Origin of the sequence: Microbacterium sp. BG28, assembly GCF_034044005.1 — a bacterium.
In the GTDB taxonomy this organism is placed as follows: domain Bacteria; phylum Actinomycetota; class Actinomycetes; order Actinomycetales; family Microbacteriaceae; genus Microbacterium.
Genome location: NZ_JAXCHA010000001.1, coordinates 338,759 through 363,856 on the forward strand (window position 1 = coordinate 338,759; position 25,098 = coordinate 363,856).

Consider the following 25,098-nt stretch of genomic DNA (forward strand, 5'->3'; position numbering starts at 1 on the left):
AGACTGAGCGTCAGCTGGTAGCGGTCAGTCGCGGGCGCCCACGCGGCGTCGGTGCGCGAGCAGCGACCGCACCCGGGCGAACACGAACCACGCGATACCCGCGGCGACGCCCACGATGACGATCACCTGGAACACCTCCGCGTACTGCTCGACGATGTGCCACGACTCGCCGAGGAAGTAGCCGGCGAGCACGAAGATCGCGTTCCACAGCAGGCTGCCCGCGGCCGTCAGCAGCACGAAGCGCCACAGCGGCATGCGGGTCACGCCCGCGGGAATCGAGATGAAGCTGCGGAACAGCGGCACCATCCGCCCGAAGAAGACGGCCTTGCCGCCGTGCTTGCGGAACCAGGCGACCGTGCGGTCGATGTCTTCGGGATGCAGCAGCGGCACCTTCGCCGCCACCCGGCGCAACCGCTCGATGCCGAGCCAGGCGCCGATGCCGTAGAGAGCGAGCGCACCCACCACGGAGCCCGCCGTCGTCCACAGGAGCGCTTCGGCGAGCGTGAACCCGCCGCGACTGGCCGTGACCCCCGCCATCGGGAGGATCGCCTCGCTCGGCAGCGGCGGGAAGACGCTCTCCAGAGCGATCGCGATTCCGGCGCCGATGGGGCCGATCCACTCCATCAGCCCGACCAGCGCATCCATCAGCTGACTCAACCAGGACTCGTTCGACGAGGCGCGGACAGGCAGAGCGACCTGGGTCATCGGGGTCCTCGAGACTCTCGGTGATCGGGCGAAGGATGTCGTGCGTCGCGCACACGGTATCCCCCGCCGGTGAACCGCGGCTGTGAGATCGCCCGCGGCCTCATCACCGCAGCGTCAGACGGCGGCCCACAGCAGGACGGCGCCCACGAGCCAGCTCACCGCGGCGAGGACGGTTCCCGCCAGCGGAACCCAGAAGGCGCGGCGACGCACGACGAGCAGCAGCACAGCGAAGAACGCGGTCAGCGCGAAGACGATCCACGGCACCGTGAACATGGTCCACGCTCCGCCCTGGAGCAGTGCCGTGCGGCACACGCGGCCGTCAGCACCGCATCCGGTGGAGGAAGAGGCCAGCAGGAGAGCGAGCGTCGATGCAACGGTCGCAACCGTGGCGTTCGCGACCAGCAGCACGATCGTGAGGACGATGTCCCACGCCTTCCGCCGCCGACGCGGCGTGGTGCGCCCCGTGTCGCCCGGCGGCTGCGGGGCGGGACGCTGCGGGCGCGGAGCCGGCTCCGGACGGACGGCGGCCGGGGCCCGGTCGGAGCCGACGCGGAACGACTCGGGCGGCAAGCGGAAGATCGCGGGTTCCTCGCCGGGGCGCTCACTGCTCACGCGGCCATCGTACGGGCGCCGGGCCCGGCCCGTAGACTGCTCTCTCGTGAGTGAACGCGTTCTGGTCAAGCAGCTGAAGTCCCTTCCCGCGGGAGGTGTCTCGGTGTCCGGATGGGTCGAGACCGTCCGCGATCAGAAGAAGGTGCAGTTCGTCATCCTGCGCGACGAGACCGGGGCGGTTCAGCTCGTGAACCCCGCGACCCGGGAGCTCGGCGAGGACGCGACGGCCGAGCAGGCTGCGGCGCTCGCGCTGACCGAGACGATCTCCAACCTCGCGACCGGAACGTTCCTGACGGTGACCGGCGAGCTCAAGCACGACGAGCGCGTCAAGCTCGGCGGCGTCGAGATCAAGATCGCGTCGCTGGAGATCGCGGCGGCCGCCCTGCCGGAGACGCCCATCGCCGCCGACAGCGGCCTCGACAAGCGCATGGACTGGCGCTTCATCGACCTGCGTCAGCGCCGCAACAACCTGATCTTCCGCATCCAGACGACCCTCGAGCACGCCATGCGCACCTACTGGGTGGAGCACGACTACGTCGAGATCCACTCTCCCAAGCTCATGTCCACGCCCGCCGAGGGCAACGCGGAGCTGTTCGCGCTCGAGTACTTCGGCGACCAGACGGCGTACCTGGCGCAGAGCCCGCAGCACTTCAAGCAGATGGCGCAGGCCGCCGGCTTCGGCAAGGTGTTCGAGATCGGCGACGTGTTCCGCGCCGACCCCAGCTTCACCAGCCGCCACGCGACCGAGTTCACCTCTGTCGACGCCGAGCTGTCGTGGATCGACTCCTACGAGGATGTCGCCGCGATGCAGGAGGAGCTGCTGGTGGCCGCCTTCACCGCGGTGAAGGAGAAGCACGGCGACGAGATCAAGGAGCTGTTCGACATCGACGTCGTCGTGCCGGCGCTCCCGTTCCCCCGCATCCCGCTCGCCGAGGCGCGCGAGATCGTGAAGGCGCGCGGCTACGACATCCCGCGCACCGACGGCGACCTCGACCCGGAGGGCGAGCGTCAGATCTCCGCGCACGTGCGCGAGACGTACGACCACCAGTTCGTGTTCATCACGGACTACCACCCCGAGATCCGGCCGTTCTACCACATGCGCAACGCCGAGACCGGGCTCACGAACAGCTACGACCTGCTGTTCAACGGCACCGAGATCACGACGGGCGCGCAGCGCGAGCACCGCATCGAGGTGCTCGAGGCGCAGGCGCTGGAGAAGGGGTTGTCGCTCGAGGGCCTCGAGCACTACCTCGACTTCTTCCGCTACGGCATCCCGCCCCACGGCGGCTTCGGCATGGGCCTTGCCCGCGTGCTGATGCTCATGCTCGGCCAGGACTCGATCCGTGAGGTGACCTTCCTCTTCCGCGGGCCCACGCGCCTCGCCCCCTGATCCGCCGCCGCTCTCGGCCCCCTCCCGGGTGCCCGAGTTGCGACGCAGGTGAGCAGATGCGCCGGATGCGGCGGCCCACCGTACTCGCCACGCTGCGTACACGACCCGTTCACCGCTGCTGTCGGCCCCCGTCACCGCCCCCTCATACCTTCCTCTCGTCCCGATGTGTCGCGCCCCTCGCGCGCGGCCGCATCGAACTACCCGAGAGGAATCCGCATGACCATCCGCTCCACTCGCCGCGGCCGCGCCGCAGCCGGGATCGCTCTGACGGCGATCGCTGCCGTCGCCCTCGCCGGCTGCGCCGGCACCGCCGAGGCCTCCTCCGACGACTCCTCGAAGGCCCAGTCCGCCACGAGTGTCGACGACTTCGGCACCTTCGCCGACCTCGAGGCCGCGGCGAAGGCCGAGGGCAAACTCAACGTGATCGCCCTGCCCCGCGACTGGGCCAACTACGGCGAGATCATCGATCTGTTCACCCAGCGCTACCCGGAGATCTCCGTCGAGGAGCAGTCGCCCGACATCTCCAGCGCCGAGGAGATCCAGGCCGCGAAGACCAACGAGGGCCTGGACACCGCCCCCGACGTGTTCGATCTGGGACTCACCGTCGCCCTGCAGAACACGGCGTCGTTCGCGCCCTACAAGGTGCAGACCTGGGACGACATCCCCGACGCCCTCAAGGAGCCGACGGGCCTGTTCGTCGGCGACTACGGCGGATACATGTCGGTCGGCTACGACTCGTCGCGTTTCCCCGCCCCGAAGAGTCTCGACGACCTGCTCGGCGACGAGTACCGCGGCGCGGTCGCCATCAACGGCGATCCGACGCAGGCCGGCGCGGCCTTCGCCGCGGTGGGCATGGCCACGGTGCAGTCCGGCGGGACGCTCGACGACTACCAGCCCGGCATCGACTTCTTCAGCAAGCTGAACGCCGCCGGCAACATGCTGAAGCTCGACGTGACCAGCGCGACCGTGGCCAGCGGTGAGACGCCCGTCGTCTTCGACTGGGACTACCTCAACGCGACCCACAACCAGAGCAACCCCAACTGGAAGGTCGTCGTCTTCGACGGCACAGGATACGCCGGCTACTACAACCAGGCGATCAACAAGAACGCCCCGCACCCGGCAGCGGCGCGCCTGTGGCAGGAGTTCCTCTACAGCGACGAGGTGCAGAACCTGTGGCTCGCCGGCGGCGCACGCCCGGCCCGCATGGACGCCATGCAGACCGCCGGAACGCTCGACGAGAAGCTGGCCGCGTCCCTGCCCGCGACGCCCGACAAGACCGTCGTGCCGACCGAGCAGCAGAGCACCGACGCCGGCACCCTGCTCGGTGAGAAGTGGGCCTCGGCCGTCTCGTGACCGCATCCGTCGTGGCCGACCGCGACACGCAGGACGCGCGCCCCGGCGCCGAGGAGCCCCAGGCTTCCCGGCGCCGGGGCGCCGCCCGTGACCTGTCCTGGCTCGGCCTTGCTCCGTTCGCGGCATACATCGCCCTCTTCCTCGCCCTGCCCACCGTGCTCGCCGTCGGCTCGGGGCTCTTCGATGCTCGCGGCGCGTTCACGCTCGACAACATCGCGGCACTCGGCGACCCCGTCATCCTCATGACCTTCTGGAACTCGACCTGGGTGTCGCTGCTTACGGCGGTACTGGGCGCGATCGTGGGCGCGATCGTCTGCTACGCGATGCTGGGGCTTCCCGAGACCGGCTTCGTGCGCAGCACGGTGGATGCGGCGTCCGGCGTCCTCGCGCAGTTCGGCGGCGTCATGCTCGCCTTCGTCATGGTCGCCGCCATCGGGACGCAGGGGGTCGTCACGCTGCTGCTGAAGAACGTGCTCGGCATCGACCCGTACGCCGACGGCGCCTGGATCTATTCCGTCCCCGGCCTCATCCCGGCGTACATCGTTTTCCAGGTGCCGCTCATGATCATCACCTTCATGCCGGCGCTCGCGGCGCTGAAGCCCCAGTGGGCCGAGGCCCACCAGACCCTCGGCGGCACGCCGCGCAGTTTCTGGCTGCATATCGGTTTGCCGGTGCTCGCGCCGTCCTTCCTCGCGAGCCTCCTGCTCCTGTTCGCGAACGCGTTCTCCTCGTACGCGACGGCCGCGGCGCTGGCGAGCCAGGGCTCGCAGATCGTGCCGCTGCAGATCCGCACGGCGCTCACGAGCGAGACCCTGCTCGGACGCGAGAACCTCGCGGGTGCCCTGGCGTTCGGCATGATCGTGGTCGTCGCCGTCGTGATGGGTGTGTACGCCCTCATCCAGCGTCGGGCAGCGAGGTGGCAGGCGTGAAGACCTTCGCCCCCTCCCCCCTCACCCGCTGGATCATCGGCATCGTCGTCGGTGTCGTCTTCGCCGTGCCGTTCGCCGCGACGGTGCTGTTCACGCTCGCGCCGCTGCCCGGCACCGACGCCCTCACCCCGACGCGGTGGCTGGCCGTCTTCGATCCCGCGAACGCCGCGAAGTACGCCCCGATCTGGACGGGCCTCGGCAACTCGCTCTCACTCGCGGCGGTCACCGTCGCCCTCGTGCTGTTCCTGTTCACGCCGACAATGGTGCTCGTCGCCCTGAAGTTCCCGCAGCTGCGTCGCGGCTTCGAGTTCCTGGCCCTGCTGCCGATCTCGATCCCCGCGATCGTGCTGGTCGTCGGCCTCGCCCCGATCTACCTGCAGATCGGCCGCACTCTCGGCACGGGGGCGTGGACACTCGCCTTCGCGTACGGCGTGCTCGTGCTGCCGTTCACATACCGCTCGATCCAGGCCTCGATCGACGCGATCGACATCAAGACGCTGTCCGAGGCCGCACGTACCCTCGGTGCGGGATGGTTCTCCGTGCTCGTGCGCGTCATCGTTCCCAACCTCCGACAGGGGCTGCTCGCCGCATCCCTCATCTCGGTCGCCGTCGTACTCGGCGAGTTCACGATCGCCTCGCTGCTGAACCGCCAGGTGCTGCAGACGGCACTCGTCCTCATCAACCGACAGGATGCGTGGGCCGCCGCCATCTTCACTCTGCTGGCACTCGCCTTCGCGTTCGTGCTGCTGCTCATCATCGGCCGGGCCGGACGCCTGGGCGCCGGAAGGAAGAACTCATGACCACGGCAGACACCCCGCTGCGGGGGCTCCCCTCGACCTCTGACAACATGCTGCTCGCGGAGGCGGGCTCGGGCACCCGCGTGCAGTTCCGCGGCGTCGTCAAGGACTACGGCGCGACGCGCGTGCTGCACGGCGTCGACCTCGACATCGCCCCCGGCGAGTTCGTGTCGCTGCTGGGCCCGTCGGGCTGCGGCAAGACCACCGCGTTGCGTGTCCTCGGCGGCCTCGAGCGCGCCACCGACGGAGCCGTGCTCCTCGCGGGACACGATGTATCGGGCGTCCCCACGAACAAGCGCGACATCGGCATGGTGTTCCAGTCGTACTCGCTCTTCCCGCATCTGCGGGTGCTCGAGAACACCGCCTTCGGCCTGCGTCGTCGCGGCGTCGGCAAGACCGAGGCCGCGCGGCGCGCGGGGGACGCGCTCGACCTCGTCGGCCTCGGCCATCTCGCCGACCGCTTCCCGCACCAGCTCTCGGGCGGCCAGCAGCAGCGTGTCGCGCTCGCGCGTGCACTCGTGACCGAGCCGCGGGTGCTGCTGCTCGACGAGCCGCTGTCGGCGCTCGATGCGAAGGTGCGCGTACAGCTGCGCGACGAGATCCGCCGCATCCAGTTGCGCCTCGGGATCACCACGGTGTTCGTGACGCACGATCAGGAGGAGGCGCTCGCGGTGTCCGACCGCATCGCCGTGATGAACGCGGGCCGCATCGACCAGATCGGTACGCCGGAAGAGCTGTATCTGAGGCCCGCCACGGCGCAGGTGGCGGCGTTCGTCGGTGTGTCGAGCCTGGTGCCGGGCACCGTCGTCGGCGACTTCGTGGACGTCTGGGACCAGCGTCTGCCGCTGCAGACGCTGGCGACTGCAGGCCCGGTCGACGTGTTCGTGCGCCCTGAGAACGTGCGCTTCACCGCATCCGATGCCCCCGGCATCGACGCAACCGTGCAGGAGAGCACGTTCCTGGGCAGCTTCCGGCGATCGGTCGTGCGCACGGCGGACGGCACCATGCTGAACGTGCAGCACGACGCCGGCGAGCGCGTACAGTACGGCGACGCGGTGCGGATCGCCCTCGATCCGGTGGCGGTCGCCACGCGTCCGCGCGACTGACCCAGCGCCCGACGCGCAGGCGCGGGCACGAAGTATCACCCGAGCCGGCACCGGCTGTCGAGTCGAGCGGCGGGTTCGGCCGCGCCCCGTAGCGTGGTCGGACCCGAAGGAGGACCATGCTCGACAACCCCTGGGCGCAGTTCGCCCTGATCCTGGCCATCGCCCTCGTCGCCGCCGCCCTGGTGACGGTCGCGGCGACCGTCTCCACCCGGCTGACCGGGCGCCGCAAGTCCTGGCCGAGTGGCCTCGTGCGCCGCGCGCGTGCACCGTTTCGCGCGCTCGCCTTCCTCGTCGCGACGTGGATCGCTGTGACGGCGGCTTTCCCGCTCCGCGATTGGCGTCCGCTGCTCGACCAGGCATTCACGATCCTCGTCATCGGCGCCACGGCGTGGCTCTTGGGTGCTCTCGTGGCCTTCACCACGGATCTCACCCTGGGCCGCTACCGCATCGATGTGCCCGACAACCGGCTCGCTCGCCGCATCCGCACCCAGACCTTGATCGTGAAGCGCCTTGCGATCGTGCTGATCGTCGTGCTCGCCATCGGCGCGGCGCTGCTCACCTTCCCCGCTGTCCGTGCGGTGGGCGCCAGCGTGCTGGCCTCTGCGGGTATCGCCTCGATCGTCGCGGGACTCGCGGCGCAGTCGGTGCTGGCCAACATCTTCGCCGGCCTGCAGATCGTGTTCAGCGACGCCCTGCGCGTCGATGACGTGGTCGTCGTCGAGGGCGAGTGGGGCCGCGTGGGCGAGATCACCCTCAGCTACGTCGTGCTGGATCTGTGGGATGAGCGCAGGCTCGTGCTGCCGTGCACGTACTTCACGACCACGCCGTTCCAGAACTGGACCCGTCGGGGCTCCGAGCTGCTCGGCGCCGTCGAACTCGACCTGGACTGGCGCGTCTCCCCCGCCCGGATGCGGGAACACCTCGACGAGGTGCTCGCGCACACCGACCTCTGGGACGGCCGCGCCAGCGTGCTCCAGGTGACCGAGGCCACCGGCGGCTACGTGCGCGTGCGCATCCTCGTGACCGCGCGGGACGCTCCGACGCTGTTCGACCTGCGTTGCCTCGTGCGGGAGGCGATGGTCACGTGGACGCAGGCCGCCATGCCCACGGCTCTGCCCGTCCAGCGGGTGCTCATGACGGAGCCGGGCGGTCCGGCCGCGCAGACGCACGAACCGACCCCCCAGGATGCGGGACTGTTCACCGGCAGCGCCGAGGCCGAGGCTCGCGCCGACACCTTCACGCAGGCGATCCCCGTCGTCTCAGGCGGGGACGAGCATGCTCAGAGCTCGAAGTCCACCGCGACGCGAGAGGAGACCACCGAGCGCACGTAGGTGACGACCTCCTGGTGGGCGGGGTGGTCGATGTACTCGCGCAGACCGTCGACGTCGTCGAAGTCGGCGACGATGGCCACGTCCCAGTTCTCGCCACCGAGCACATCCGGCCCCACGGAGATCGCGCGGATGCTGGGCACGACGCCATCGAGGGCGAGAAGCCGCGTGGTGATGCCGGCGGCGTCTTCGACGCGCTGATCGGCGTCGGTCGCGGCGAGTTTCCAAGCGACGATGTGGCGGATGGTCACAGTGATGCTCCTTCGGGGCGGGTGGCGTCCTCGACGGCGGTACGCAGCCGCTCGGGGTTCACACGCCAGTACGCGTGCAGGTCGTCATCGATCAGGACGACCGGGATCTTCTCGGCCCACTGCCGGTGCAGCGCCGCGTCGTCGAGGATGGACTTCTCCTCGAGCTGGATGCGGTCGGCCGCCTCGTCGGGGAGTTCGGCGAGCACATGCTCGATCACCCCGCGCGCGACGTCGCAGAGGTGGCAGCCTTCTTTGCCGATGAGCGTGATCGTTCTCACGCTCACATCCTAAATCGGGTATACGACCTCAGGACTCGACCGGGTAACCCGCAGCGATCCACTCTCCCGTGCCGCCGTCGACGTTCGTGGCCTCGTATCCGCGGGCTTCGAGCGCCTGCACGACACGCGCCGAGCGACCGCCCATCTGGCAGATGACGTCGAAAGGGCCCTCGGGCAGGCGATCGAGATTGTCGCCGATGGTCGACATGGGAACGTTGACCGCGCCGGGGACGTGGCCGGAGGCGAACTCCTCCACCTCTCGCACGTCGATGAGAGGAACGCCCTCGCGCTCGCGCAGCTGCTGCACCGTGATCGAATTCATATCACCAGGCTAGACCGCAGACACGAAGCGCCCGTCCAGGGGACAGGCGCTTGTGTCGATGCCGCTTACTTCTTGTTGCGGCGCTGGTGGCGAGTCTTGCGAAGCAGCTTGCGGTGCTTCTTCTTCGCCATGCGCTTGCGGCGCTTCTTGATGACAGAACCCACGGAAAACCTCACTGGTTGGCGGTCTGGGCGCAGGATGACCTGCTCCCGGGAACGAGGCACCGAAAAAATGCCTCGGATAAGTCTAGCCGACGTCGGCGATCGGCCGCTGCACGGCCTCTGTGACGGCGGATTCGGGCACCCGATAGCTGCGCCCGAAGCGCACGGCGGGCAGTTCGCCCGCGTGGACGAGACGGTACACCGTCATCTTCGACACGCGCATGATCTGCGCCACTTCGGCGACGGTGAGAAAGCGCACATCGGGCAACTCGGCCATGTCCCATCCTCCCCGGTGTTCAGCACACTCTAGGGCGAGGCATAGACGCGTGTAAACCGGAGTGACGCGCGTGACGACCGTGGCGGTCGTCAGCGACCGCGCTTGCCGAACGCCGCCGCGACAGCGCGGTTGACGGATGCGGCCGCGCGACCGACGGCCGCAGCCGCGTTCGCGGCCGGTTCCGGCAGCGTCGAGACGAACGCGGCCGTCGCATCCTCGTCCTCCGTGAGGAAGGGCATGAGCCACGCGTCGATCTCGTCGAGCGGCTCGCGGGAGAGACTGTAGTAGCGGTGCTGCCCCTCTTCGCGCACCGAAACGAGGTCGCTCTCGCGGAGCACCTTGAGGTGCTTCGACACCGTCGGCTGGCTCACGCCCAGCTCGCTCACGATGTGCGAGACGCTCGTGCCGTCTTCACCGGATGCCGAACGATCCAGCAGAAGGCGCAGGATGTCGCGCCGGGTCGCGTCCGCGATCACGCCGAAGATGTCCGCCATGCGCCTTAGGTTAGTCGGGCGCCGAGCGGAGTACCATGACACGGGTTCCGGTCGCAGACCACTCCGCATCTCCGAAGGGTCCCACGGATGACGTCCGACTCCGCGAGCTCGGCGACGCGGCGTCGGCTCAGCGCCGCGTGGGAGCGCATCAGCGACGCCGCCAAGACCTTCACGACCTCGTCGCCCGCCCGCTTCGCGGTCCTGATCTTCTCGGGTCTGATCCTGCTGTTCACGGCGCTCCTGTCGCTGCCCGCGATGGCGGCGAACGGCCGGGCCACCCCGCTCGCGGACGCCCTGTTCACCGCCGTGTCCACCATCTGCGTGACGGGCCTGTCGACGGTCAACATGGGCTCGCACTGGTCGCCGCTCGGTCAGGTCGTGATCTACATCGGCGTCAACGTCGGTGCGCTCGGCGTGCTGACCCTCGCCTCGATCCTCGGGCTCATCATCTCCCGCCGGCTTGGGCTGCGCGCGAAGCTCATCGCTGCCGGCGACAGCAACCCCATGCGTGTGCACGGCGGCCCCGTGAACGAGGGGCAGACCGTGCGCCTCGGCGAGGTCGGTGCGCTTCTTCGCACCGTCGCCCTCTCCACCCTCGTCATCGAGGCGGGTCTCGCGATCCTGCTGTACCCGTCGCTGCTCGCCGGGGGAGTCGATCCGATCACGGCTCTTTGGGAGGCGCCCTACTTCGCCGCGATGTCGTTCACGAACACCGGATTCACCCCCAACGCCGACGGTCTCGCACCGTTCTCGCACGACTACCTGTTCATGACGGTGCTGATGATCGGCGTGTTCCTGGGGTCCATCGGCTTCCCCGTGATCTTCACCCTGTGGCGGCATCAGTGGCACGTGCGCCACTGGTCGCTGCACACCAAACTCACGCTCATCACGACCGTCATCCTGTTCTTCGCCGGGGCCGTGGTGTTCGTGAGTCTGGAGTACGACAATCCGCTGACCTTCGGCGGGATGGATGCGTGGGACACGACCTTCCAGTCGTTCTTCCTGTCGGCGATGACACGCTCGGGCGGCTTCTCCGTCGTCGAGATCGGCGACCTCCACGGCTCCTCGCTGCTGGTCGGGTCCATGCTCATGTTCGTCGGCGGCGGGTCGGCATCGACGGCGGGCGGCATCAAGGTCACGACCCTCGCGGTGCTCGCCCTCAGCGTCTGGTCGGAGGCCAAGGGCCGTCCTTCGGTGCAGGCGTTCGGCCGCCGCATCCCGAGCGACGTGCAGCGCGTCGCGCTCTCGGTCGTGGCGTGGGGCGCGACGATCGTCGCCCTTTCCACGATCACCATCGCCCAGATCACGAAGGCGGATGTGGACAAGGTGCTGTTCGACGTCGTGTCGGGCTTCGCGACGGTCGGGCTGTCGACGGGGCTCACCAGCGATCTGCCGGATCCGGCGGTGTACGTGCTGGCGGCCACGATGTTCATGGGCCGCGTCGGCACCGTGACCCTGGCGGCGGCGGTGGCCGCATCCTCCCGCTCCCAGCTCTACTCGCTGCCGGTCGAGCGCCCCATCGTCGGCTGAACGATACTGCTCATCCGTTCGGATGACGCCCTCCGACGAAGGGTCGAAACCCCGCCGGGCGCCTTCTTCACGCGCTCGCCCGTCGCCTACCGTGAGGGCATGCCGAAGCTGCTTCCCCATCTGCTCCTGCCGATCGTCGCCGCCGTGGCGTTCGGCGCGTGGCTCGCAAGGGAGAGCCCACGGCTTCTCACGTACGCCGTGCCCATGCGGGATGAGACGTTCACGACGAGCCCCTATGGGCTGCTCTGCGCGATCGGTCTGGCCCTCGCGCTCGCGCTGACGCGGTGGCGACCGTCATGGAGCCTGGCGCTGATCGGCCTCGTCCTCGCCGCCCAGCTCTTCTTCTGGCCGGCGCGCTTCAGTCAGACCGCATGGACGGCCTACCTGATGCTGCTCCCCGTGGCATACGTCGTGGCGGGGCGTGTGGGCGAGCGCCGACGCGCCCTCCTGTGCGCCCTGCTCACCGGGGCGCTCGTCGTCGTCGCGCTTCTGACCGTGCCCGCACTGTCGTTTTCCGGCGTGGAAGGGACGATCCACGGCAAGTCCTGGTCGTCGGTCGAGGCGGCGCAGAACATGGCCTGGTGGTCCGCGCTGGCTCTTGCGGCAACCGTCGCCCTCTGGCGCGCGGGAAGCCGCCGTCAGCGGAACACGTCAGCGGCGCAACCCGCGGCTCCGGCCGTGCCAGACGAGAGCCTCGAAGGTCTCTCGGCGCGCGAACGCGAGGTGTTCCGCCTCGTCGCGCGCGGACTCTCCAACAGCGCCGTCGCCGCCCAGCTCGTGGTCTCCGAAGCCACGGTGAAGTCCCACCTCAGTTCCGCGCTCGCAAAGCTCGGGCTGAGCTCGCGCAGCGAGCTGATCGTCTACGCGTATGAACGGGGAGTCATCCGCCCCGGCGCGATCTGAATCGGCAGCCCGGTCGATGCGGGCGGAGCGATCGCCGTAATCTGTTGCCCATGGTTGAGAAGCTCCGCAACGACGCCCCCGTGCTCGTGATCGGCCTCGGTCGCTTCGGCGCCGCCTGTGCGGGCGAGCTCGACCGCCTGGATCGCGAGGTGCTGGCGATCGATGACAACCTCGATCTGGTGCAGAAGTGGTCGGAGCGGGTCACCCACACGGTGCAGGCGGATGCGCGCAACATCGAGGCGCTCACGCAGGTGGGCGCCGCGGACTTCCAGGTGGCGGTCGTCGCCGTCGGTTCGTCCATCGAGGCATCCGTGCTGATCACTGCGAACCTCGTCGACCTGAAGGTCCCGCAGATCTGGGCGAAGGCCGTGTCGCAGTCGCACGGCAAGATTCTCGCCCGCGTCGGCGCGAACCATGTCATCTACCCGGAGCGCGAGGCCGGCGAGCGCGTCGCGCACCTGGTGAGCGGTCGGATGCTGGACTTCATCCGCTTCGACGACGACTTCGTGCTCGCGAAGATGTACCCGCCGCGCTTCATCCGCGGTGTGGGCCTCAACGAGTCCGGCGTGCGTACCAAGTACAAGGTGACGGTCGTCGGGGTGAAGAGCCCCGGCAAGCCGTTCCGCTACGCCGAGGCCAACACGGTCGTCACCAACCACGACCTCATCATCGTCTCGGGGACGAACAGCGACATCGAGCGTTTCGCCTCCCTCGACCGCTGAGACTCAGCCGGCGGCGAGCTCGATGATGTCGGCCAGCGCGTCGGGCTGTGAGAGAAACGGGGAGTGGCTCGTGTCGAGCCGAGGCGCGGCGGAACCCGACCGCGCGGCCAGCGCCTCCTGGGCTGGCAGCGGGAAGATCGCATCCTGCTCGGTGATGACGTAGGTCGTCTCCTTGCTCCGCCAGGCCACCGACGTGACCGGATCGTGGAACGAGCGCACGGCCTGGGGCAGAAGCCTGGCGCTCGCGGCGGCGGCCGCATCGGGCGAGACATCGGCGAAGAAGAGTTCCCGTGGCGGACGGAGCTCGTCACCGGCGGTCGCGAGCAGCCCGTCGACGTGCCACCAGTCGGGCTCGACCCCGCCGACCGCGGCGAGCAACGACTCTCCCGCGTCGAGCGCGAACGCCGCGACGTAGACGATGTGCTGCACGTTCGGCGCGTCGGCCCCCTGCGTCACCGGGACGCCGCCGTAGGAATGGGCGACCACGACGACAGGACCGGCAATGGCGTCGATCGCCGCGCGAACCGCATCCGCGTCGTCCTGCATCCCGAGCCCCTCCTTGTGCGGCGCGTGCACGGTCGGGAGATCGATAGCGCGCACGTCCCATCCCCGCTCTGTCAACACGCGGATGAGTCCGTCCCAGCACCAGGCGCCGTGCCAGGCGCCGTGGACCAGGAGCAGGGTCGGTCGTACGGACATCGTCGTCTCGCTCTCGTTCGGGTCGGCGCATCCTTGACCGCGCCGCAGACCAGGCTCACGATAGGAGCACCCGCGGAGACCGAGCACTGGCGCTCGGCGAAAAGAGGTATCGATGGGCGAAACCGCCTCCGGCGTGCGCGTGCGCGGCACGACCCGCGGCCTTCCACCGGGTGCCGACTACGACCACTTCTGCTCCAGCCTCGCCGACGTGTACGTCGGCGTGCAGCCGCGTCGCCCCAGACTCGGTTCGTTCGACGCGGACTTCTCGCTGTACCGCACAGGCGCCACGGATGTCGGCATGATCTCCACACCGGGCGTGGACGCACGGCGTGACCGCGCATCGATCGCGCGGGTGCCCGACGACGCCGTCTTCATCAACCACAGCCTCAAGCCGTGGGGGCTCTCACAACGCGGTCGGACGTGGGACGTCGCCGCCCGCTCCGCCACCGTGCTCGAGAACGGGCTGCCCTTCGACGTTCTGGCCGACAAGCGCCGGCGGCTCGACCTCGTGACTGTTCGCATCCCGCGGGAGCACCTCTCGCCGCGCACCCTGCGGGCCCTCCCGTCGCTCGGCGACCGCCTCGCGCGCACCCCGCTCGGAGCGCAACTGGGCACGCAGGTCGGATTGCTGGCACAGGCCGCGAAGGCGGACCTGGCGCGGGTCGCCACGTCGATGAGCAGCTGCGTCATCGACCTGCTCGATGCGTTCGCCGCGGATGATCGCGACCCCTCGGCGCCCGTGAGGGCGCACGCGCTGCGCACCTATGCGCGTACCCGGCTCGCCGACCCGCACTTCGACCTCGCCGCCGCGGCGCGCGCGTTCGGCTGCACCCCGCGCACCATCCAGAACGCGTTCGCGCAGGATGGCGATACCTTCTCGGGATGGCTGCGGGCGGAGCGGCTCGACCGGGCGCGCGAGGAGCTTCGCACCACAGGACGTGGACGATCCGTCGCAGCGATCGCCCGCTCGAACGGATTCGCGGACGCGGGGACGTTCCACCGCGCCTATCGCGAGCGGTTCGGAACCACACCCGGCGCCAACCGCTGAGTCTCAGCCGCCGGCGGCGAGCTCCTTCGCCCGGGCGAGGGCGGCATCCGTCGCCTCGGCGAACACGCGGTCGAGATGGGCGTCCTGCAGCACGGCGACGGCCCGCTCGGTCGTCCCCTTCGGACTCGTGACACGTCGGCGCAGTTCGGCGGGGTCTTCGCCCGTGGCATCGAGCAGCGCCGCGGCCCCGACGAAGGTCTGCTCAGCCATCAGCCGGGCCGTGGCGGAGTCGAAGCCCTTTCCGACCGCCGCCTCGGTGAGCTTCTCGATGAGCAGGAACACGTAGGCGGGGCCGGAGCCGGAGATGGTCGACAGGGCGTCGATCTGTTCCTCGGCCACCTCGACGACGGCGCCCACGGTCTCGAACACCGCCCGCACGACTCCCATCACGCGATCGTCGGCGAGCGAGCCCGCAGCGAGCCCCGTGACGGCCTTGCCGACCACGGCCGGTGTGTTCGGCATGGATCGGACGACGATCGCCTCGGGTCCCAGGACCCGCTCGAACGTGGCGATCGTCACGCCTGCGGCGAGGCTCACCACGATCGTGCCGGGACGCAGGTGCGGGCCGATCTCGGCCAGCAGATCCGGGACCATGCCGGGCTTGACCCCGATCAGCACGACGTCGGCGGATGCGGCCGCGTCGGCATTCGCGGCGGCGTCGTCCTCGAGAGCGAGCGAGCGGATGCCGGGATCGGTCAGGAGCTCGGCCTTGGCGCGGCTGCGGTTGGTGACGACGACCTCGCCGGCGAGCGGGGAGGCTGCGACTCCCTGGGCGATGGCGCCGCCCATGGAGCCGGCACCGAGGATCGCGAGAGGGGGAAGCTGGCTCATTTTTCCACCCTACGACCCGGGGTCACTCCAGGCGCCACGGCTATCATCGAAACGGCCGGGGCCGTGATGTGCCCCCTCCTGGAGGCGTCCATGATCGAACCCACCAGCCCCCTGTTCGACGGCATCACCGCCCGACAGGTGGACACCGCACGTATCTCCGCGCGCGTTCTGCTGCGCGACGGCGATCGCAGCGACACCCCCGCCGAACGCACCGTCGTACTCCTGCACGGTCTGCTGTCGTCGTCGCTGATCTGGCAGGAGTTCATGGAGGATCTCCCGAGCGACCTGCGCGTCGTCGCGATCGACCTGCGCGGGTTCGGTGGCACGGAGTCGCTGCCGGTCGACGCCACCCGCGGAGTCGGCGACTTCGCGGACGACCTGCACGCCGTGCTCGACGCTCTCGGCGTCCGTGCGGCGCACCTGGTGGGCACCGATCTCGGCGCAGCGGTCGCGGCGCAGTACGCGCTCGACGGTCACGGTGCCCTGTCGCTGACGCTGCAGGCGCCCATCTCCCCCTACGGCCTGGGCGGTACCCGCCTGGACGGCACCGTGCTCACCGACGACGGCGCGGGAACCGGCGCCGCCACGGCGAACGCGGAGTTCGTGCGCCGGCTGACCGCCCGCGACAAGAGTGACGAGTCGCCGGCATCACCCCGGAGTGTCTTCCGCGCCGAGTTCGTCTCGGAGTCGTATCGGACGGCTCGCGAGGACATCTGGGTCGACGCGATGCTCTCCACCTCGACCGCGGGCGGCAACTATCCGGGCGACACGGTGTCGAGCCCGAACTGGCCGGGCGCGGCATCCGGCGATCTCGGCGTGCTCAACGCGCTCGCCCCCACCCACTTCGACCAGTCCGCACTCGCGCACCTCGGTGCACGCACCGCGGTGCTGTGGATCCACGGCGAGCTCGATGCGATCGTGTCGGACACCTCTTTCCTGGACCCGGCCCACCTCGGCTCGCTCGGGATCCTGCCGGACTGGCCGGGCGCGGATGTGGCGCCGAGCCAGCCGATGGTGTCGCAGACACGTGCCGTGCTGGATGCGGACGCCGCGACCGGAGCGGACGTGCGCGAACTCATCGTCGAGGGAGCCGGTCACCTCGTGCACCTCGAGCGTCCCGCCGCCGTGCGGCAGGCGCTGCTGGAGGTCATCGGATACATCGGGCACGCCCCGAACCCGGCACCTCCCACCGAGACGATCGTGCTCAAGTCCTCGGACTGAGCGCCGCGAGAGGGCAGACTGACTCCATGGAGTACTGCGTCTTCACGGAACCGCAAGAGGGGTTCGGCTACCGGGACCAGCTGGCCTTCGCGCAGCGCGCGGAGGAGCTCGGTTTCGACGGGTTCTTCCGCTCCGACCACTACATGCGGATGGCCCCCGGTGACCCGCTGCCCGGACCGACGGACGCCTGGACGAGCCTCGCGGGCCTCGCGCGGGAAACCTCCCGCATCCGCCTGGGCACGCTCGTCTCATCCGTGACCTACCGCGTGCCGGGCGTGCTCGCCGTACAGGTCGCGCAGGTCGACGACATGAGCGATGGGCGGGTCGAGCTGGGCCTCGGCACCGGCTGGTTCGCCGAGGAGCATGCCGCGTACGGCATCCCGTTCCCCGAGAAACGGTTCGGACTGCTGGAGGAGCAGCTCGAGATCCTCACCGGGATGTGGCAGACCTCCGTCGGCGAGACGTTCTCCTTCCACGGCGAGCACTACCGGCTCGATGAGAGCCCCGCTCTCCCGAAGCCGGTGCAGGAGCGCGTTCCGATCATCGTGGGCGGCGGCGGGCCGCGGCGGACGCCCGCCATCGCGGCGCGGTACGCGAGCGAGTTCAACATCGGATTCGCGACCGACGGGGTGATCGCGAAGAAGTTCCGCACCGTGCGCGCCGCGTGCGAGAGCATCGGACGCGACCCTGGGAGCCTGAAGCTCTCGGTCGCGCTGCCGACCATCGTCGGGCGCACCCCTGCAGACCGCGAACGACGCGCGGCCGCGATCGGGACGGATGCGGCGAGCTTCGACAACGGAGCCAACATCCTCGGCGATCCTGCCGCCGTACTCGACCGGGTCGAGCGACTGCGTGCGCTCGGCGCGGATCGCGTCTACTTCCAGCTCATGGACATGCGCGACCTCGAGCACCTCGATCTGCTGGGTTCCGAGTCACTGCCGCTGCTGCCACGATGAGGGCGGCGCCCAGCGGGCGCCACCCTCACCTCCGCTCAGCTCGCCTGCGCCGAGAAGAAGTCCCACATGACCGCGTTCGCATCGACCAGGTCGGTGGTGGCACCGAGCACCGAGGCGTAGGCGGCCTGCGCCTCGAGCGCGCGCCCGGGCCAGGTGTGCCCCATGCCGTCGATGACGTACGACACCACAGGTCCGGCCGCGCAGCCGGTGTAGGTCGTGACGCTCACGCCCCCGGTCGGTGAGTCGACGCTCGACGCGCCGCATCCGTCGATCGCGGCCCAACGTTCCACAGCCGTCTGCACGCCGTACTGCCAATAGCCCGCACCGCCGCCGTCATAGGGGTTGATGGGGTCGGCGGTGCCGGCGAAACTCAGCACCGGAGTCCCCGCGGCGGGATCGCAGGTCGCGGGGTCCGGCGCCCACCCGCCGTCGCTCTGCTCCTCCGGCACCCCGGCGCGCAGACCGTCGACGGGGGCGATGGCGTCGAACAGCCCGGGTCGCTCGCACGCCGTTGCGGAGATCATGCGACCGCCGCCGGAGTAGCCGGTAGCGAAGACATCGCCCACACAGCCCTCGGTCTTCACCCGATCGACAAGATCGGCCAGGAAGTCCACGTCGTTCGCGCTCTCCGTCGGCGTCCCCACTTCCGCGGTCGTCACGACGCCCGGCACGTTCCACGCCCAGAGACCGTCGGCGTTGCCCGGCACCGATCCCTGCGGCACGACGAGGACGAAGCCCTCTTCGGCCGCCGTCTGCTCCAGCTCGCTGACGTCCAGGATCAGATCGACGTTGTTGTTGGACCCGTGCAGCGCGAGCACAGCGGCCACCGGCGCCGTCCCCTCGGGCATGAACACGGACGCGTGGCGCTCAGCGCCCTCGAAGGTATAGTCCAGCGCGGTTCGTCCCGGTTCCCAGGCCGGCGCACACGCCGCGGACGGCGTCGGCGCGGCGTCCGGGCCGGCATCGGCGGCGCAGCCGGCAGCGGCGAGCGCGGCCACTGCGACGGCGGCCAGCGCTGCGCCGCGGCGCAGCGACGTGCGGTACTCGGTCATGGAGTCTCCCTCTTCTTCACTGATGACGGAGGCAGGGGTGACAACAAAAAAGACCCGGAGCACGACGATGCGTATCGTCGGTCTCCAGGTCTTGCCCTTGCGGTAACAACCCCGTACCCGTGCCTCTGCGGCGAGGCTCTTCGAGCGTAGCGGGAAGCGTCCCGGGTTCAGCGACGGGCTGTGAAGAACTCCTGGAGCTGCGCGGATGCGGCCTGCTCCGCCACTCCGCCGACGACCTCGACGCGATAGGGCAGACGGCGGTCACGCAGCAGGTCGTACATGGATCCCGCCGCGCCCGCCTTCTCATCCCACGCGCCGAAGACGACGCGGTCGACGCGCGCCTGCAGGATCGCACCCGCGCACATGACGCACGGCTCGAGGGTCACCACGAGGGTGCAGCCGCTGAGGTTCCAGGACCCGGTGGATGCGGCCGCGCGACGAAGGGCCACGACCTCAGCATGGGCGGTGGGGTCCCCCGTGAGCTCGCGCTCGTTGCGCCCCTCGGCGATCGTCCGTCCGTCGGCATCGAGCACGACTGCACCGACCGGGACGTCGCCGTCCGCCGAGGCGAGCTGCGCCAGCTCCAGCGCACGCGCCATGGCAGCGTCGTCCGCGGGTCGGGTGGGCAGATTCACCCGGCCAGACTAGCTCTGCGGCCCGCATCCGCGTGACGTAATCTGGACCCATGCGCCTGCACGTCGCCGACCACCCGCTCATCACGCACAAGCTCACGGTGCTGCGCGACAAGAACACCCCCTCCCCCGTGTTCCGTCAGCTCACGGAGGAGTTGCTGACCCTCCTCGCTTACGAGGCGACGCGCAACGTCCGGGTCGAGGAGCTCGAGATCGAGACACCGGTGACTTCCACGACGGGCGTCAAGATCTCCGAGCCGCGCCCCCTCGTCGTGCCGATCCTGCGCGCCGGCCTCGGCATGCTCGACGGCATGGTGAAGCTGCTGCCCACGGCCGAGATCGGCTTCCTCGGCATGGCGCGCAACGAGGAGACCCTGCAGCCGTACACCTACGCGGAGCGCCTGCCCGACGACCTCAGCGACCGCCAGTGCTTCGTGCTCGACCCGATGCTCGCCACCGGCGGATCGCTGGGCGCGGCGATCGACTTCCTCTTCGCCCGCGGCGCACAGGACGTCACCGCGATCTGCATCCTCGGTGCCCCCGAGGGCGTCGCGAAGATCGAAGAACTCGTCGGCGACCGCGACGTGACCCTCGTGCTCGGTGCGCTCGATGAGCGCCTGAACGAGAAGGGCTACATCGTGCCCGGCCTCGGTGACGCGGGCGACCGCCTCTACGGCACGGTCTGAGCCGGGCTCAGAGCCACTTCTTCTTGCGGAAGATCACCCACAGGGCGACAGCGAACGCTCCCATGCCGCCGACGGCGAGCGGGTAGCCGTACTCCCAGTGCAGTTCGGGCATGTTCTCGAAGTTCATGCCATAGATGCCGGCGATGAGACCCGGCGCGAAGATGATCGCCGCCCACGACGAGATCTTCTTGATCTCGTCGTTCTGCGCGAGGCTCGCCTCGGTCTGACGGCGCGCGACGAGCGCGGAGTGCACCGTCAGCGCCTTGTCCAGCAGCGCACGGAACCCCTCGATGCGGTCCGCGATGCGGATGACGTGGTCGAGCACGTCGCGGAGGTTGCGCTGCACCTCCAGGTCGACGTCGTACTTCTCGTAGCCGCGGCGCAACCACTCCAGCATCCCGGACATCGGCTGCACGGCACGCCCGAAGCTGATGACCTCACCGAACAGCTCGTAGATGCGTCGCGAGAGCGCATCGTCGTCACTGTCGCCGAAGAGCTGATCCTCGATCTCGTCGATGTCGTTCTCGATACCGGCGACGACCGGCTCGTACTCATCCACGACTCGGTCGAGGATCGCGTAGAGCACGGCCTCCGGCCCCAGCTCCAGCAGCTCCGGCTGGCGTTCGAGCCGCTGCCGGACGGCCGCAAGGTTCGGGGATTCGGCGTGGCGGATGGTCACCACGAAGCGGGGGCCCACGAACAGGTGCAGCTCGCCGAACTCGACGTGCTCGAGCTCGTCGTCGTAGTGGGCGGGACGCAGCACGACGAACAGGGTGTCGCCGTACCGCTCCACCTTCGAGCGCTGGTGGCCCTGCAGCGCGTCCTCGACCGCCAGCGGGTGCAGGCCGAACTCGCCGGCGACGCTCGCGAGTTCGGCGGGGCCGGGCCGATACATCCCGATCCAGGCGAACCCGTCATGGGCGTCGAGCAGTTCGTAGGTCTCGTCGAGGCTGCGCGGGGTCTCCACGCGGTGCCCCTGGACGTAGATGGCGTTGTCGATCAGAGTCATCGGATTCTCCGGTGGTGCGGGCGCCGCGAGGCGCCAGAGGATGTGGTTGCGCTCTCGCCAGGGCGCGGCCACCGCATCCCGTCTCTACCGGAGGGATGCGGCGGTGTGCGCCGTGGCGCACGAACTATCGCCGGCCATGGCCATCACCGCCTCTCTGTCTTCTCGGGTGGTCGTCTCTGCTGCGATCTGTCCCGCACGGGACGTGCCGTGCTCAGGCCGCTCAGCGGGCCCGGGCGATCATACCTCTCCCGGGTGACCGGCCCGCATCCGTGTCGCCGTGACCGGTGACGGCTCGTCCTCGCCGACCAGTCGGGCGAACGCACTCAGCCGCGCCACTCCCTCGGGGGTGCGCGGCAGGTCGTCGAGCAGGTCGGGCGAGAACACGACGTACGCGGCGAACTGCGCCCGCGAGACGGCCACATTCAGCCGGTTCTGCAACAGCAGGAACTCCAGGCCGCGCGGGGCATCGCGGCCCGAGGACGCGGCGAGCGACACGATCGCGACGACCGCCTCCTGGCCCTGGAACTTGTCGACTGTGCCCACCCGGATGCCGGCGAGACCAGCCGCCCCGAGCGCGTTCTCCACCTCGACCTGCTGGCCGTTGTAAGGCGTCACGACGATGACGTCCGCGGCGGTGAGAGGCCGCGCGACCGCCTCGCCGTCGTCCCGGCACGTCCAGGTGCGGCCGATCGTGTCGCGGACGATGCGCACCACTTCCGCGGCCTCCTCCGGCGCGGCGACCGCGTTGCCCGCGTGCACCACCGGCACCGGGTGCACGCCCGGTGCGACACCGTCCAGCGTGCGGGTGGCGGTCACGGGCGCGGACGCGAGTTCGCCGTCGTAGGAGAGCTCCGACACGGCGCCCGCGAGCGCGGGGTGCATCCGCCACGTGTGCGAGAGGAAGTAGCCGTGGGACGGGGGCAGCACCGCGGCGCCGTCCATGACCCACCCCAGCGCCGACTCGTCGACGGGTTCGGGATGCGTGCCCTGGCTGACCTGCGGCAGCTGCTGCGGGTCGCCGAGCAGCAGCAGGCGGTGCGCCGCCCGGGACACGGCGATCGTCGAAGCGAGGGAGAACTGACCTGCCTCGTCGATCACGAGCAGGTCGAGGCTGCGACGGGGAACGCGGCCGGCGTGGCTGAAGTCCCACGCGGTTCCGCCGACGACGAAGCCGCCCGGCCGGTCCTCGGCGAACGCCGCGAGTGCGTTCTTCTCGAACACCGTGAACGACACCGACTCCGCCTGGCTCGGGTCTTTGAGCGCCTTGCCGACGAGGTTGGAGGGGAGGCCCGCGTCCACGATCCGATCCAGCATGTGCTCCACGACGGCGTGCGACTGCGCGACGACACCCACACGGAAGCCGCGCTCGGCCACGAGGCGCGCGACGACGTGGGAACCCACGTAGGTCTTCCCCGTGCCGGGAGGGCCCTGCACGGCGAGATAGCTGTCATCGAGGTCGACGACGCTGCGGACGATGGCCGCGACGTCGTCGCCGGTCGAGGGCGTGAGCGCGGCCGTGGTGGTGCGCGGAGCGACGCGACGGAGGATGTCGGTGGCCGCATCGAGCGGGAAGTGCGGATCGGCGTCGATCAGGGTGTCGGCCCACGCATCGATCGCCGCCTGCTGGTTGCCGGCCGCGGGGGGAGCGGCGGGCGCGAGGGCGATCGGCAGATCCGACCACGTCTCGCCATCGGCGGCGAGCTCCTCCACGACGGCACCGTCATCGAGCGCCTCGACGATGCGCACCGCACGCGCCGCATGGATCCACCGCGGGGATGCCTCGCCGAAGGGCGCCGGGGTCGCGTACACGAGGAAGGGCTGGGTGCCGACGCTCAACCGCGTACCCGGCGCGGGGTCTCCCCGCAGCTCGAGGCGGCGACGCAAGGCTCGCTGGCGCCCCTGACCGGGTTGCCAGTCGTCGACGACACGCGTGCGCGCACCGTCGAGCACGACGACGTCACGGGTGTCCTCCCACAGTGACACCGGCTCGCGGAGCCGGAGGAAATGCGAGGCCCAGAAGGTCTTCGCCTCGCGCGGGTAGTAGTCGATCGCCGCGGCCCCGAGGCGAAGGGCCGCCGCATCCGCCTCGTCGTCGATGACGGCCGCTCGCCGCTGGAGGGCGACGGCGCGAAACGACGGCTCGTAGACGTCCTCACCGACGACCGGGTCCGCCGACGGGAAGAGGTGAGCCTCGCGCGCGCGGTCGACGAGCCAGTCCCGCAGGCGGAGCGTCGAGACGCAGTCGTCGCGGTTGTACTCGGCCAGATCATCGAGCACGAGCTGAGCCTCGGCACCCTGCCCCGCCTCGAGCAGCGCTCGCGCCTCGACGTAACGCACGATCGAGTCGTCGCCGCGCTGCACGTCACTCGTGCGGCGCTGGGCGCCCATGTACAGCGGCTCGAGCTTCTTGATCGAGTACGACCGGGAACCGACCCGCAGTGCTCGGCGGACGATCGGATACAGGTCGACGAAGACGCCGTCGCGCAGCAGACGGTCGACCTCGGCCTCGCGGGTCCCGTGGCGCGCGGCCATCGCCAGCAGGTGCGTCGGTTCGTAGGGCGCGTAATGGTAGATGTGCATGCCAGGATGCGCGCGCCGACGCAGATCGACGAAGTCGATGAACGTCTCGAGCGCCGCCCTCTCGTCGGTGAACGAATGCGCCCACAGCGCCGAGTACTGCTGCTCGGGATCGATCCAGCCGAAGAGATAATCGATCCCCCAATCGCCGGCCCCCTCTGTGTACAGCGGGTCTCCCTCGAAATCGAAGAAGAGATCGCCCGCATCGCGTCGTGGCAGAGCGGCGAGCGCCTGCGGCAGCACGACCTCGTAGCGGGGCACGGCGTCCGCGGGCACCGTTCCATCGGGTCCGGGCACGCCCGCGGGGCTCTCCAGCTGAAGACGGGCCTGCGTCCGCAGCGACGCGAAGACGTCGTCACTCATGCGCTCGGGTGGCCCCGCGGCTGCCGCCAGCTGGTCGATCGTCGTGATGCCGGCGGAACGCAGACGCTCACGCTGCACGGGGCGCATCCCGGCGACCAGCAGCAGGTCGCGATGCGCGGCGACCTCCGTCTCGCACGTCGCGCAACGCCCGCACGCCACGACACGCAGCGCTCCGCGGCTGTCTGCCCACGCGATCGGCTCGCCGGCGGCGCCCGCGGCGAGGTCGCGGTCGGCGATGAGCGCACGCAGGCGTGCGCGACGCTGCCGGTACACCGGCAGGAGGTCGCGCACCCGATGGGTGCTGACCGAGCCGTCGCCCAGCAGCAGCTCCACACGATCGGCCCGGCGGACGCCAGCCGCGTCGAGCTGATCGACGTATGCCGCCAGCTGCATCAAAGCGGTCACGCGCGCGTGGCGGGCGAGCTTGGTGTCCTGCACGATCCATGCGCCGTCGTCTGCGCGCACCAGGAAGTCGGCGAAGCCCACGAACTCGGCGGTTCGGAACGCGGCCTGGTAGACGACGTGGGCATCCGGGTCGTCGAGTGCGGCCACGGTCGCGGCGACCGCATCCGTCATCGCCGCTTCATCGCCCGAGCGTGTCTCGGGGATCTCGACGACCGCGTCGCCGAATTCGTCACGATAGCGCTGCAGCACGGCCAGCTCGTGCCGCGTGCCGAGCCTGGCCGCCCGCTCGAGCATGACGTCTTCGGGTTCGATGACTGCGGGGATGCGCCCCAGCCGCGCATCGAGCTGGCGCAACCACGCGAACTCGCACTCCGCGGCGGCCTTGAGGTCGCTCGCGCTCCACACCACGCGCCCGCCGTCGGACCCCGCAGGCTCGATGTATCGCATTCGCTCCCTTTCCT

Annotated in this window: 27 protein-coding genes; 13 read left to right on the top strand and 14 right to left on the bottom strand. The window is 69.9% G+C overall.

What is annotated here, in order from left to right; genetic code table 11:
• Positions 1-24: 24 nt before the first annotated feature.
• Together SK224_RS01700 and SK224_RS01705 are read right to left on the bottom strand one after the other, a co-directional pair.
• A complete protein-coding gene (locus tag SK224_RS01700; RefSeq protein WP_320433112.1) occupies positions 25-705 on the bottom strand; it encodes a DedA family protein in 681 nt (226 codons plus the stop codon).
• Between the two features lie 114 nt (positions 706-819).
• The gene (locus SK224_RS01705; protein ID WP_320433113.1) at positions 820-1,317 is read right to left on the bottom strand and encodes a DUF6264 family protein; all 498 of its coding nucleotides are present in this window, start codon (positions 1,315-1,317) and stop codon (positions 820-822) included.
• Positions 1,318-1,363: 46 nt separating this feature from the next.
• Here SK224_RS01705 and aspS point away from each other — a divergent pair, with 46 nt between their 5' ends.
• From aspS to SK224_RS01735, 6 genes are all read left to right on the top strand, one after another.
• Positions 1,364-2,707 carry an aspartate--tRNA(Asn) ligase gene (gene aspS / locus SK224_RS01710; RefSeq protein WP_320433114.1) on the top strand — a complete coding sequence of 448 codons (1,344 nt, stop codon included), beginning with the start codon at positions 1,364-1,366 and terminating at the stop codon, positions 2,705-2,707.
• Between the two features lie 216 nt (positions 2,708-2,923).
• Positions 2,924-4,060 (top strand): ABC transporter substrate-binding protein, encoded by a 1,137-nt coding sequence (locus SK224_RS01715; RefSeq protein ID WP_320433115.1) that lies wholly within the window; start codon positions 2,924-2,926, stop codon positions 4,058-4,060.
• 92 nt (positions 4,061-4,152) lie between these two features.
• Positions 4,153-4,989, top strand: a complete 837-nt coding sequence (locus SK224_RS01720) for an ABC transporter permease (RefSeq protein WP_320433781.1) — start codon at positions 4,153-4,155, stop codon at positions 4,987-4,989.
• Positions 4,986-5,789 carry an ABC transporter permease gene (locus tag SK224_RS01725; RefSeq protein WP_320433116.1) on the top strand — a complete coding sequence of 268 codons (804 nt, stop codon included), beginning with the start codon at positions 4,986-4,988 and terminating at the stop codon, positions 5,787-5,789. The genes SK224_RS01720 and SK224_RS01725 overlap by 4 nt, the downstream gene beginning before the upstream one ends.
• Complete coding sequence (locus SK224_RS01730) at positions 5,786-6,892, top strand: ABC transporter ATP-binding protein (RefSeq protein ID WP_320433117.1); 1,107 nt, start codon at positions 5,786-5,788, stop codon at positions 6,890-6,892. The genes SK224_RS01725 and SK224_RS01730 overlap by 4 nt, the downstream gene beginning before the upstream one ends.
• Before the next feature lie 116 nt (positions 6,893-7,008).
• A complete protein-coding gene (locus tag SK224_RS01735) occupies positions 7,009-8,223 on the top strand; it encodes a mechanosensitive ion channel family protein (protein WP_320433118.1) in 1,215 nt (404 codons plus the stop codon).
• On the opposite strand, the gene SK224_RS01740 is transcribed toward SK224_RS01735, so the two are convergent.
• From SK224_RS01740 to SK224_RS01765, 6 genes are all read right to left on the bottom strand, one after another.
• On the bottom strand, positions 8,172-8,471 hold the full coding sequence (locus SK224_RS01740; RefSeq protein WP_320433119.1) for a Dabb family protein: 300 nt from the start codon (positions 8,469-8,471) through the stop codon (positions 8,172-8,174). The two genes, SK224_RS01735 and SK224_RS01740, sit on opposite strands and share 52 nt — an antisense overlap.
• On the bottom strand, positions 8,468-8,755 hold the full coding sequence (locus SK224_RS01745; RefSeq protein ID WP_413816748.1) for a glutaredoxin family protein: 288 nt from the start codon (positions 8,753-8,755) through the stop codon (positions 8,468-8,470). The genes SK224_RS01740 and SK224_RS01745 overlap by 4 nt, the downstream gene beginning before the upstream one ends.
• A 22-nt stretch (positions 8,756-8,777) precedes the next feature.
• Positions 8,778-9,071, bottom strand: a complete 294-nt coding sequence (locus SK224_RS01750; protein WP_137417930.1) for a rhodanese-like domain-containing protein — start codon at positions 9,069-9,071, stop codon at positions 8,778-8,780.
• A 65-nt stretch (positions 9,072-9,136) separates the two neighbouring features.
• Positions 9,137-9,235 carry a 30S ribosomal protein bS22 gene (locus SK224_RS01755; protein WP_003792170.1) on the bottom strand — a complete coding sequence of 33 codons (99 nt, stop codon included), beginning with the start codon at positions 9,233-9,235 and terminating at the stop codon, positions 9,137-9,139.
• Between the two features lie 82 nt (positions 9,236-9,317).
• The gene (locus tag SK224_RS01760; RefSeq protein ID WP_137417931.1) at positions 9,318-9,509 is read right to left on the bottom strand and encodes a helix-turn-helix domain-containing protein; all 192 of its coding nucleotides are present in this window, start codon (positions 9,507-9,509) and stop codon (positions 9,318-9,320) included.
• A gap of 89 nt (positions 9,510-9,598) precedes the next feature.
• Positions 9,599-10,003: an ArsR/SmtB family transcription factor gene (locus tag SK224_RS01765; RefSeq protein WP_243233648.1), complete on the bottom strand. Its 405-nt coding sequence runs from the start codon at positions 10,001-10,003 to the stop codon at positions 9,599-9,601.
• Between the two features lie 87 nt (positions 10,004-10,090).
• Between SK224_RS01765 and SK224_RS01770 the strand changes: the two genes are divergently transcribed.
• From SK224_RS01770 to SK224_RS01780, 3 genes are all read left to right on the top strand, one after another.
• Positions 10,091-11,533 carry a TrkH family potassium uptake protein gene (locus SK224_RS01770; protein ID WP_320433121.1) on the top strand — a complete coding sequence of 481 codons (1,443 nt, stop codon included), beginning with the start codon at positions 10,091-10,093 and terminating at the stop codon, positions 11,531-11,533.
• A 99-nt stretch (positions 11,534-11,632) separates the two neighbouring features.
• Positions 11,633-12,436, top strand: coding sequence for a response regulator transcription factor (locus SK224_RS01775; protein WP_320433122.1), 804 nt, complete (start codon positions 11,633-11,635; stop codon positions 12,434-12,436).
• A 50-nt stretch (positions 12,437-12,486) separates the two neighbouring features.
• Positions 12,487-13,158, top strand: coding sequence for a potassium channel family protein (locus SK224_RS01780; protein WP_137417935.1), 672 nt, complete (start codon positions 12,487-12,489; stop codon positions 13,156-13,158).
• 3 nt (positions 13,159-13,161) lie between these two features.
• Here SK224_RS01780 and SK224_RS01785 read toward each other — a convergent pair whose 3' ends face one another.
• Positions 13,162-13,857 carry an alpha/beta hydrolase gene (locus SK224_RS01785; protein ID WP_320433123.1) on the bottom strand — a complete coding sequence of 232 codons (696 nt, stop codon included), beginning with the start codon at positions 13,855-13,857 and terminating at the stop codon, positions 13,162-13,164.
• A gap of 112 nt (positions 13,858-13,969) precedes the next feature.
• On the opposite strand from SK224_RS01785, the gene SK224_RS01790 reads away from it, so the two are divergent.
• The gene (locus SK224_RS01790) at positions 13,970-14,905 is read left to right on the top strand and encodes an AraC family transcriptional regulator (protein WP_320433124.1); all 936 of its coding nucleotides are present in this window, start codon (positions 13,970-13,972) and stop codon (positions 14,903-14,905) included.
• A 3-nt stretch (positions 14,906-14,908) separates the two neighbouring features.
• On the opposite strand, the gene proC is transcribed toward SK224_RS01790, so the two are convergent.
• The gene (proC, locus tag SK224_RS01795) at positions 14,909-15,736 is read right to left on the bottom strand and encodes a pyrroline-5-carboxylate reductase (protein WP_320433125.1); all 828 of its coding nucleotides are present in this window, start codon (positions 15,734-15,736) and stop codon (positions 14,909-14,911) included.
• Between the two features lie 90 nt (positions 15,737-15,826).
• Here proC and SK224_RS01800 point away from each other — a divergent pair, with 90 nt between their 5' ends.
• On the top strand, positions 15,827-16,957 hold the full coding sequence (locus tag SK224_RS01800; protein ID WP_320433126.1) for an alpha/beta hydrolase: 1,131 nt from the start codon (positions 15,827-15,829) through the stop codon (positions 16,955-16,957).
• Between the two features lie 26 nt (positions 16,958-16,983).
• Complete coding sequence (locus SK224_RS01805) at positions 16,984-17,913, top strand: LLM class F420-dependent oxidoreductase (RefSeq protein ID WP_320433127.1); 930 nt, start codon at positions 16,984-16,986, stop codon at positions 17,911-17,913.
• Between the two features lie 35 nt (positions 17,914-17,948).
• On the opposite strand, the gene SK224_RS01810 is transcribed toward SK224_RS01805, so the two are convergent.
• Together SK224_RS01810 and tadA are read right to left on the bottom strand one after the other, a co-directional pair.
• Entirely contained in the window at positions 17,949-18,965 is a 1,017-nt protein-coding gene (locus SK224_RS01810; RefSeq protein WP_320433128.1) for a hypothetical protein, read from the bottom strand.
• A 167-nt stretch (positions 18,966-19,132) separates the two neighbouring features.
• The gene (gene tadA, locus SK224_RS01815) at positions 19,133-19,564 is read right to left on the bottom strand and encodes a tRNA adenosine(34) deaminase TadA (RefSeq protein WP_320433782.1); all 432 of its coding nucleotides are present in this window, start codon (positions 19,562-19,564) and stop codon (positions 19,133-19,135) included.
• 86 nt (positions 19,565-19,650) lie between these two features.
• Between tadA and upp the strand changes: the two genes are divergently transcribed.
• Positions 19,651-20,283: a uracil phosphoribosyltransferase gene (gene upp, locus SK224_RS01820; protein ID WP_320433129.1), complete on the top strand. Its 633-nt coding sequence runs from the start codon at positions 19,651-19,653 to the stop codon at positions 20,281-20,283.
• Positions 20,284-20,290: 7 nt separating this feature from the next.
• On the opposite strand, the gene SK224_RS01825 is transcribed toward upp, so the two are convergent.
• Positions 20,291-21,292 carry a magnesium and cobalt transport protein CorA gene (locus SK224_RS01825; protein WP_320433130.1) on the bottom strand — a complete coding sequence of 334 codons (1,002 nt, stop codon included), beginning with the start codon at positions 21,290-21,292 and terminating at the stop codon, positions 20,291-20,293.
• Positions 21,293-21,529: 237 nt separating this feature from the next.
• Positions 21,530-25,084 carry a TM0106 family RecB-like putative nuclease gene (locus tag SK224_RS01830; protein WP_320433131.1) on the bottom strand — a complete coding sequence of 1,185 codons (3,555 nt, stop codon included), beginning with the start codon at positions 25,082-25,084 and terminating at the stop codon, positions 21,530-21,532.
• Positions 25,085-25,098 lie beyond the last annotated feature (14 nt).

Coding starts and splice junctions, on each gene's coding strand:
- SK224_RS01775 (WP_320433122.1), top strand. CDS start 11,633: ATGCCGAAGCTGCTTCCCCATCTGCTCCTGCCGATCGTCGCCGCCGTG.
- SK224_RS01800 (WP_320433126.1), top strand. CDS start 15,827: ATGATCGAACCCACCAGCCCCCTGTTCGACGGCATCACCGCCCGACAG.
- proC (WP_320433125.1), bottom strand. CDS start 15,736: ATGAGCCAGCTTCCCCCTCTCGCGATCCTCGGTGCCGGCTCCATGGGC.
- SK224_RS01750 (WP_137417930.1), bottom strand. CDS start 9,071: ATGAATTCGATCACGGTGCAGCAGCTGCGCGAGCGCGAGGGCGTTCCT.
- SK224_RS01760 (WP_137417931.1), bottom strand. CDS start 9,509: ATGGCCGAGTTGCCCGATGTGCGCTTTCTCACCGTCGCCGAAGTGGCG.
- SK224_RS01825 (WP_320433130.1), bottom strand. CDS start 21,292: ATGACTCTGATCGACAACGCCATCTACGTCCAGGGGCACCGCGTGGAG.
- SK224_RS01810 (WP_320433128.1), bottom strand. CDS start 18,965: ATGACCGAGTACCGCACGTCGCTGCGCCGCGGCGCAGCGCTGGCCGCC.
- SK224_RS01780 (WP_137417935.1), top strand. CDS start 12,487: ATGGTTGAGAAGCTCCGCAACGACGCCCCCGTGCTCGTGATCGGCCTC.
- SK224_RS01785 (WP_320433123.1), bottom strand. CDS start 13,857: ATGTCCGTACGACCGACCCTGCTCCTGGTCCACGGCGCCTGGCACGGC.
- SK224_RS01735 (WP_320433118.1), top strand. CDS start 7,009: ATGCTCGACAACCCCTGGGCGCAGTTCGCCCTGATCCTGGCCATCGCC.
- SK224_RS01790 (WP_320433124.1), top strand. CDS start 13,970: ATGGGCGAAACCGCCTCCGGCGTGCGCGTGCGCGGCACGACCCGCGGC.
- SK224_RS01770 (WP_320433121.1), top strand. CDS start 10,091: ATGACGTCCGACTCCGCGAGCTCGGCGACGCGGCGTCGGCTCAGCGCC.
- SK224_RS01730 (WP_320433117.1), top strand. CDS start 5,786: ATGACCACGGCAGACACCCCGCTGCGGGGGCTCCCCTCGACCTCTGAC.
- tadA (WP_320433782.1), bottom strand. CDS start 19,564: ATGGCGCGTGCGCTGGAGCTGGCGCAGCTCGCCTCGGCGGACGGCGAC.
- SK224_RS01700 (WP_320433112.1), bottom strand. CDS start 705: ATGACCCAGGTCGCTCTGCCTGTCCGCGCCTCGTCGAACGAGTCCTGG.
- SK224_RS01830 (WP_320433131.1), bottom strand. CDS start 25,084: ATGCGATACATCGAGCCTGCGGGGTCCGACGGCGGGCGCGTGGTGTGG.
- SK224_RS01715 (WP_320433115.1), top strand. CDS start 2,924: ATGACCATCCGCTCCACTCGCCGCGGCCGCGCCGCAGCCGGGATCGCT.
- upp (WP_320433129.1), top strand. CDS start 19,651: ATGCGCCTGCACGTCGCCGACCACCCGCTCATCACGCACAAGCTCACG.
- SK224_RS01765 (WP_243233648.1), bottom strand. CDS start 10,003: ATGGCGGACATCTTCGGCGTGATCGCGGACGCGACCCGGCGCGACATC.
- SK224_RS01805 (WP_320433127.1), top strand. CDS start 16,984: ATGGAGTACTGCGTCTTCACGGAACCGCAAGAGGGGTTCGGCTACCGG.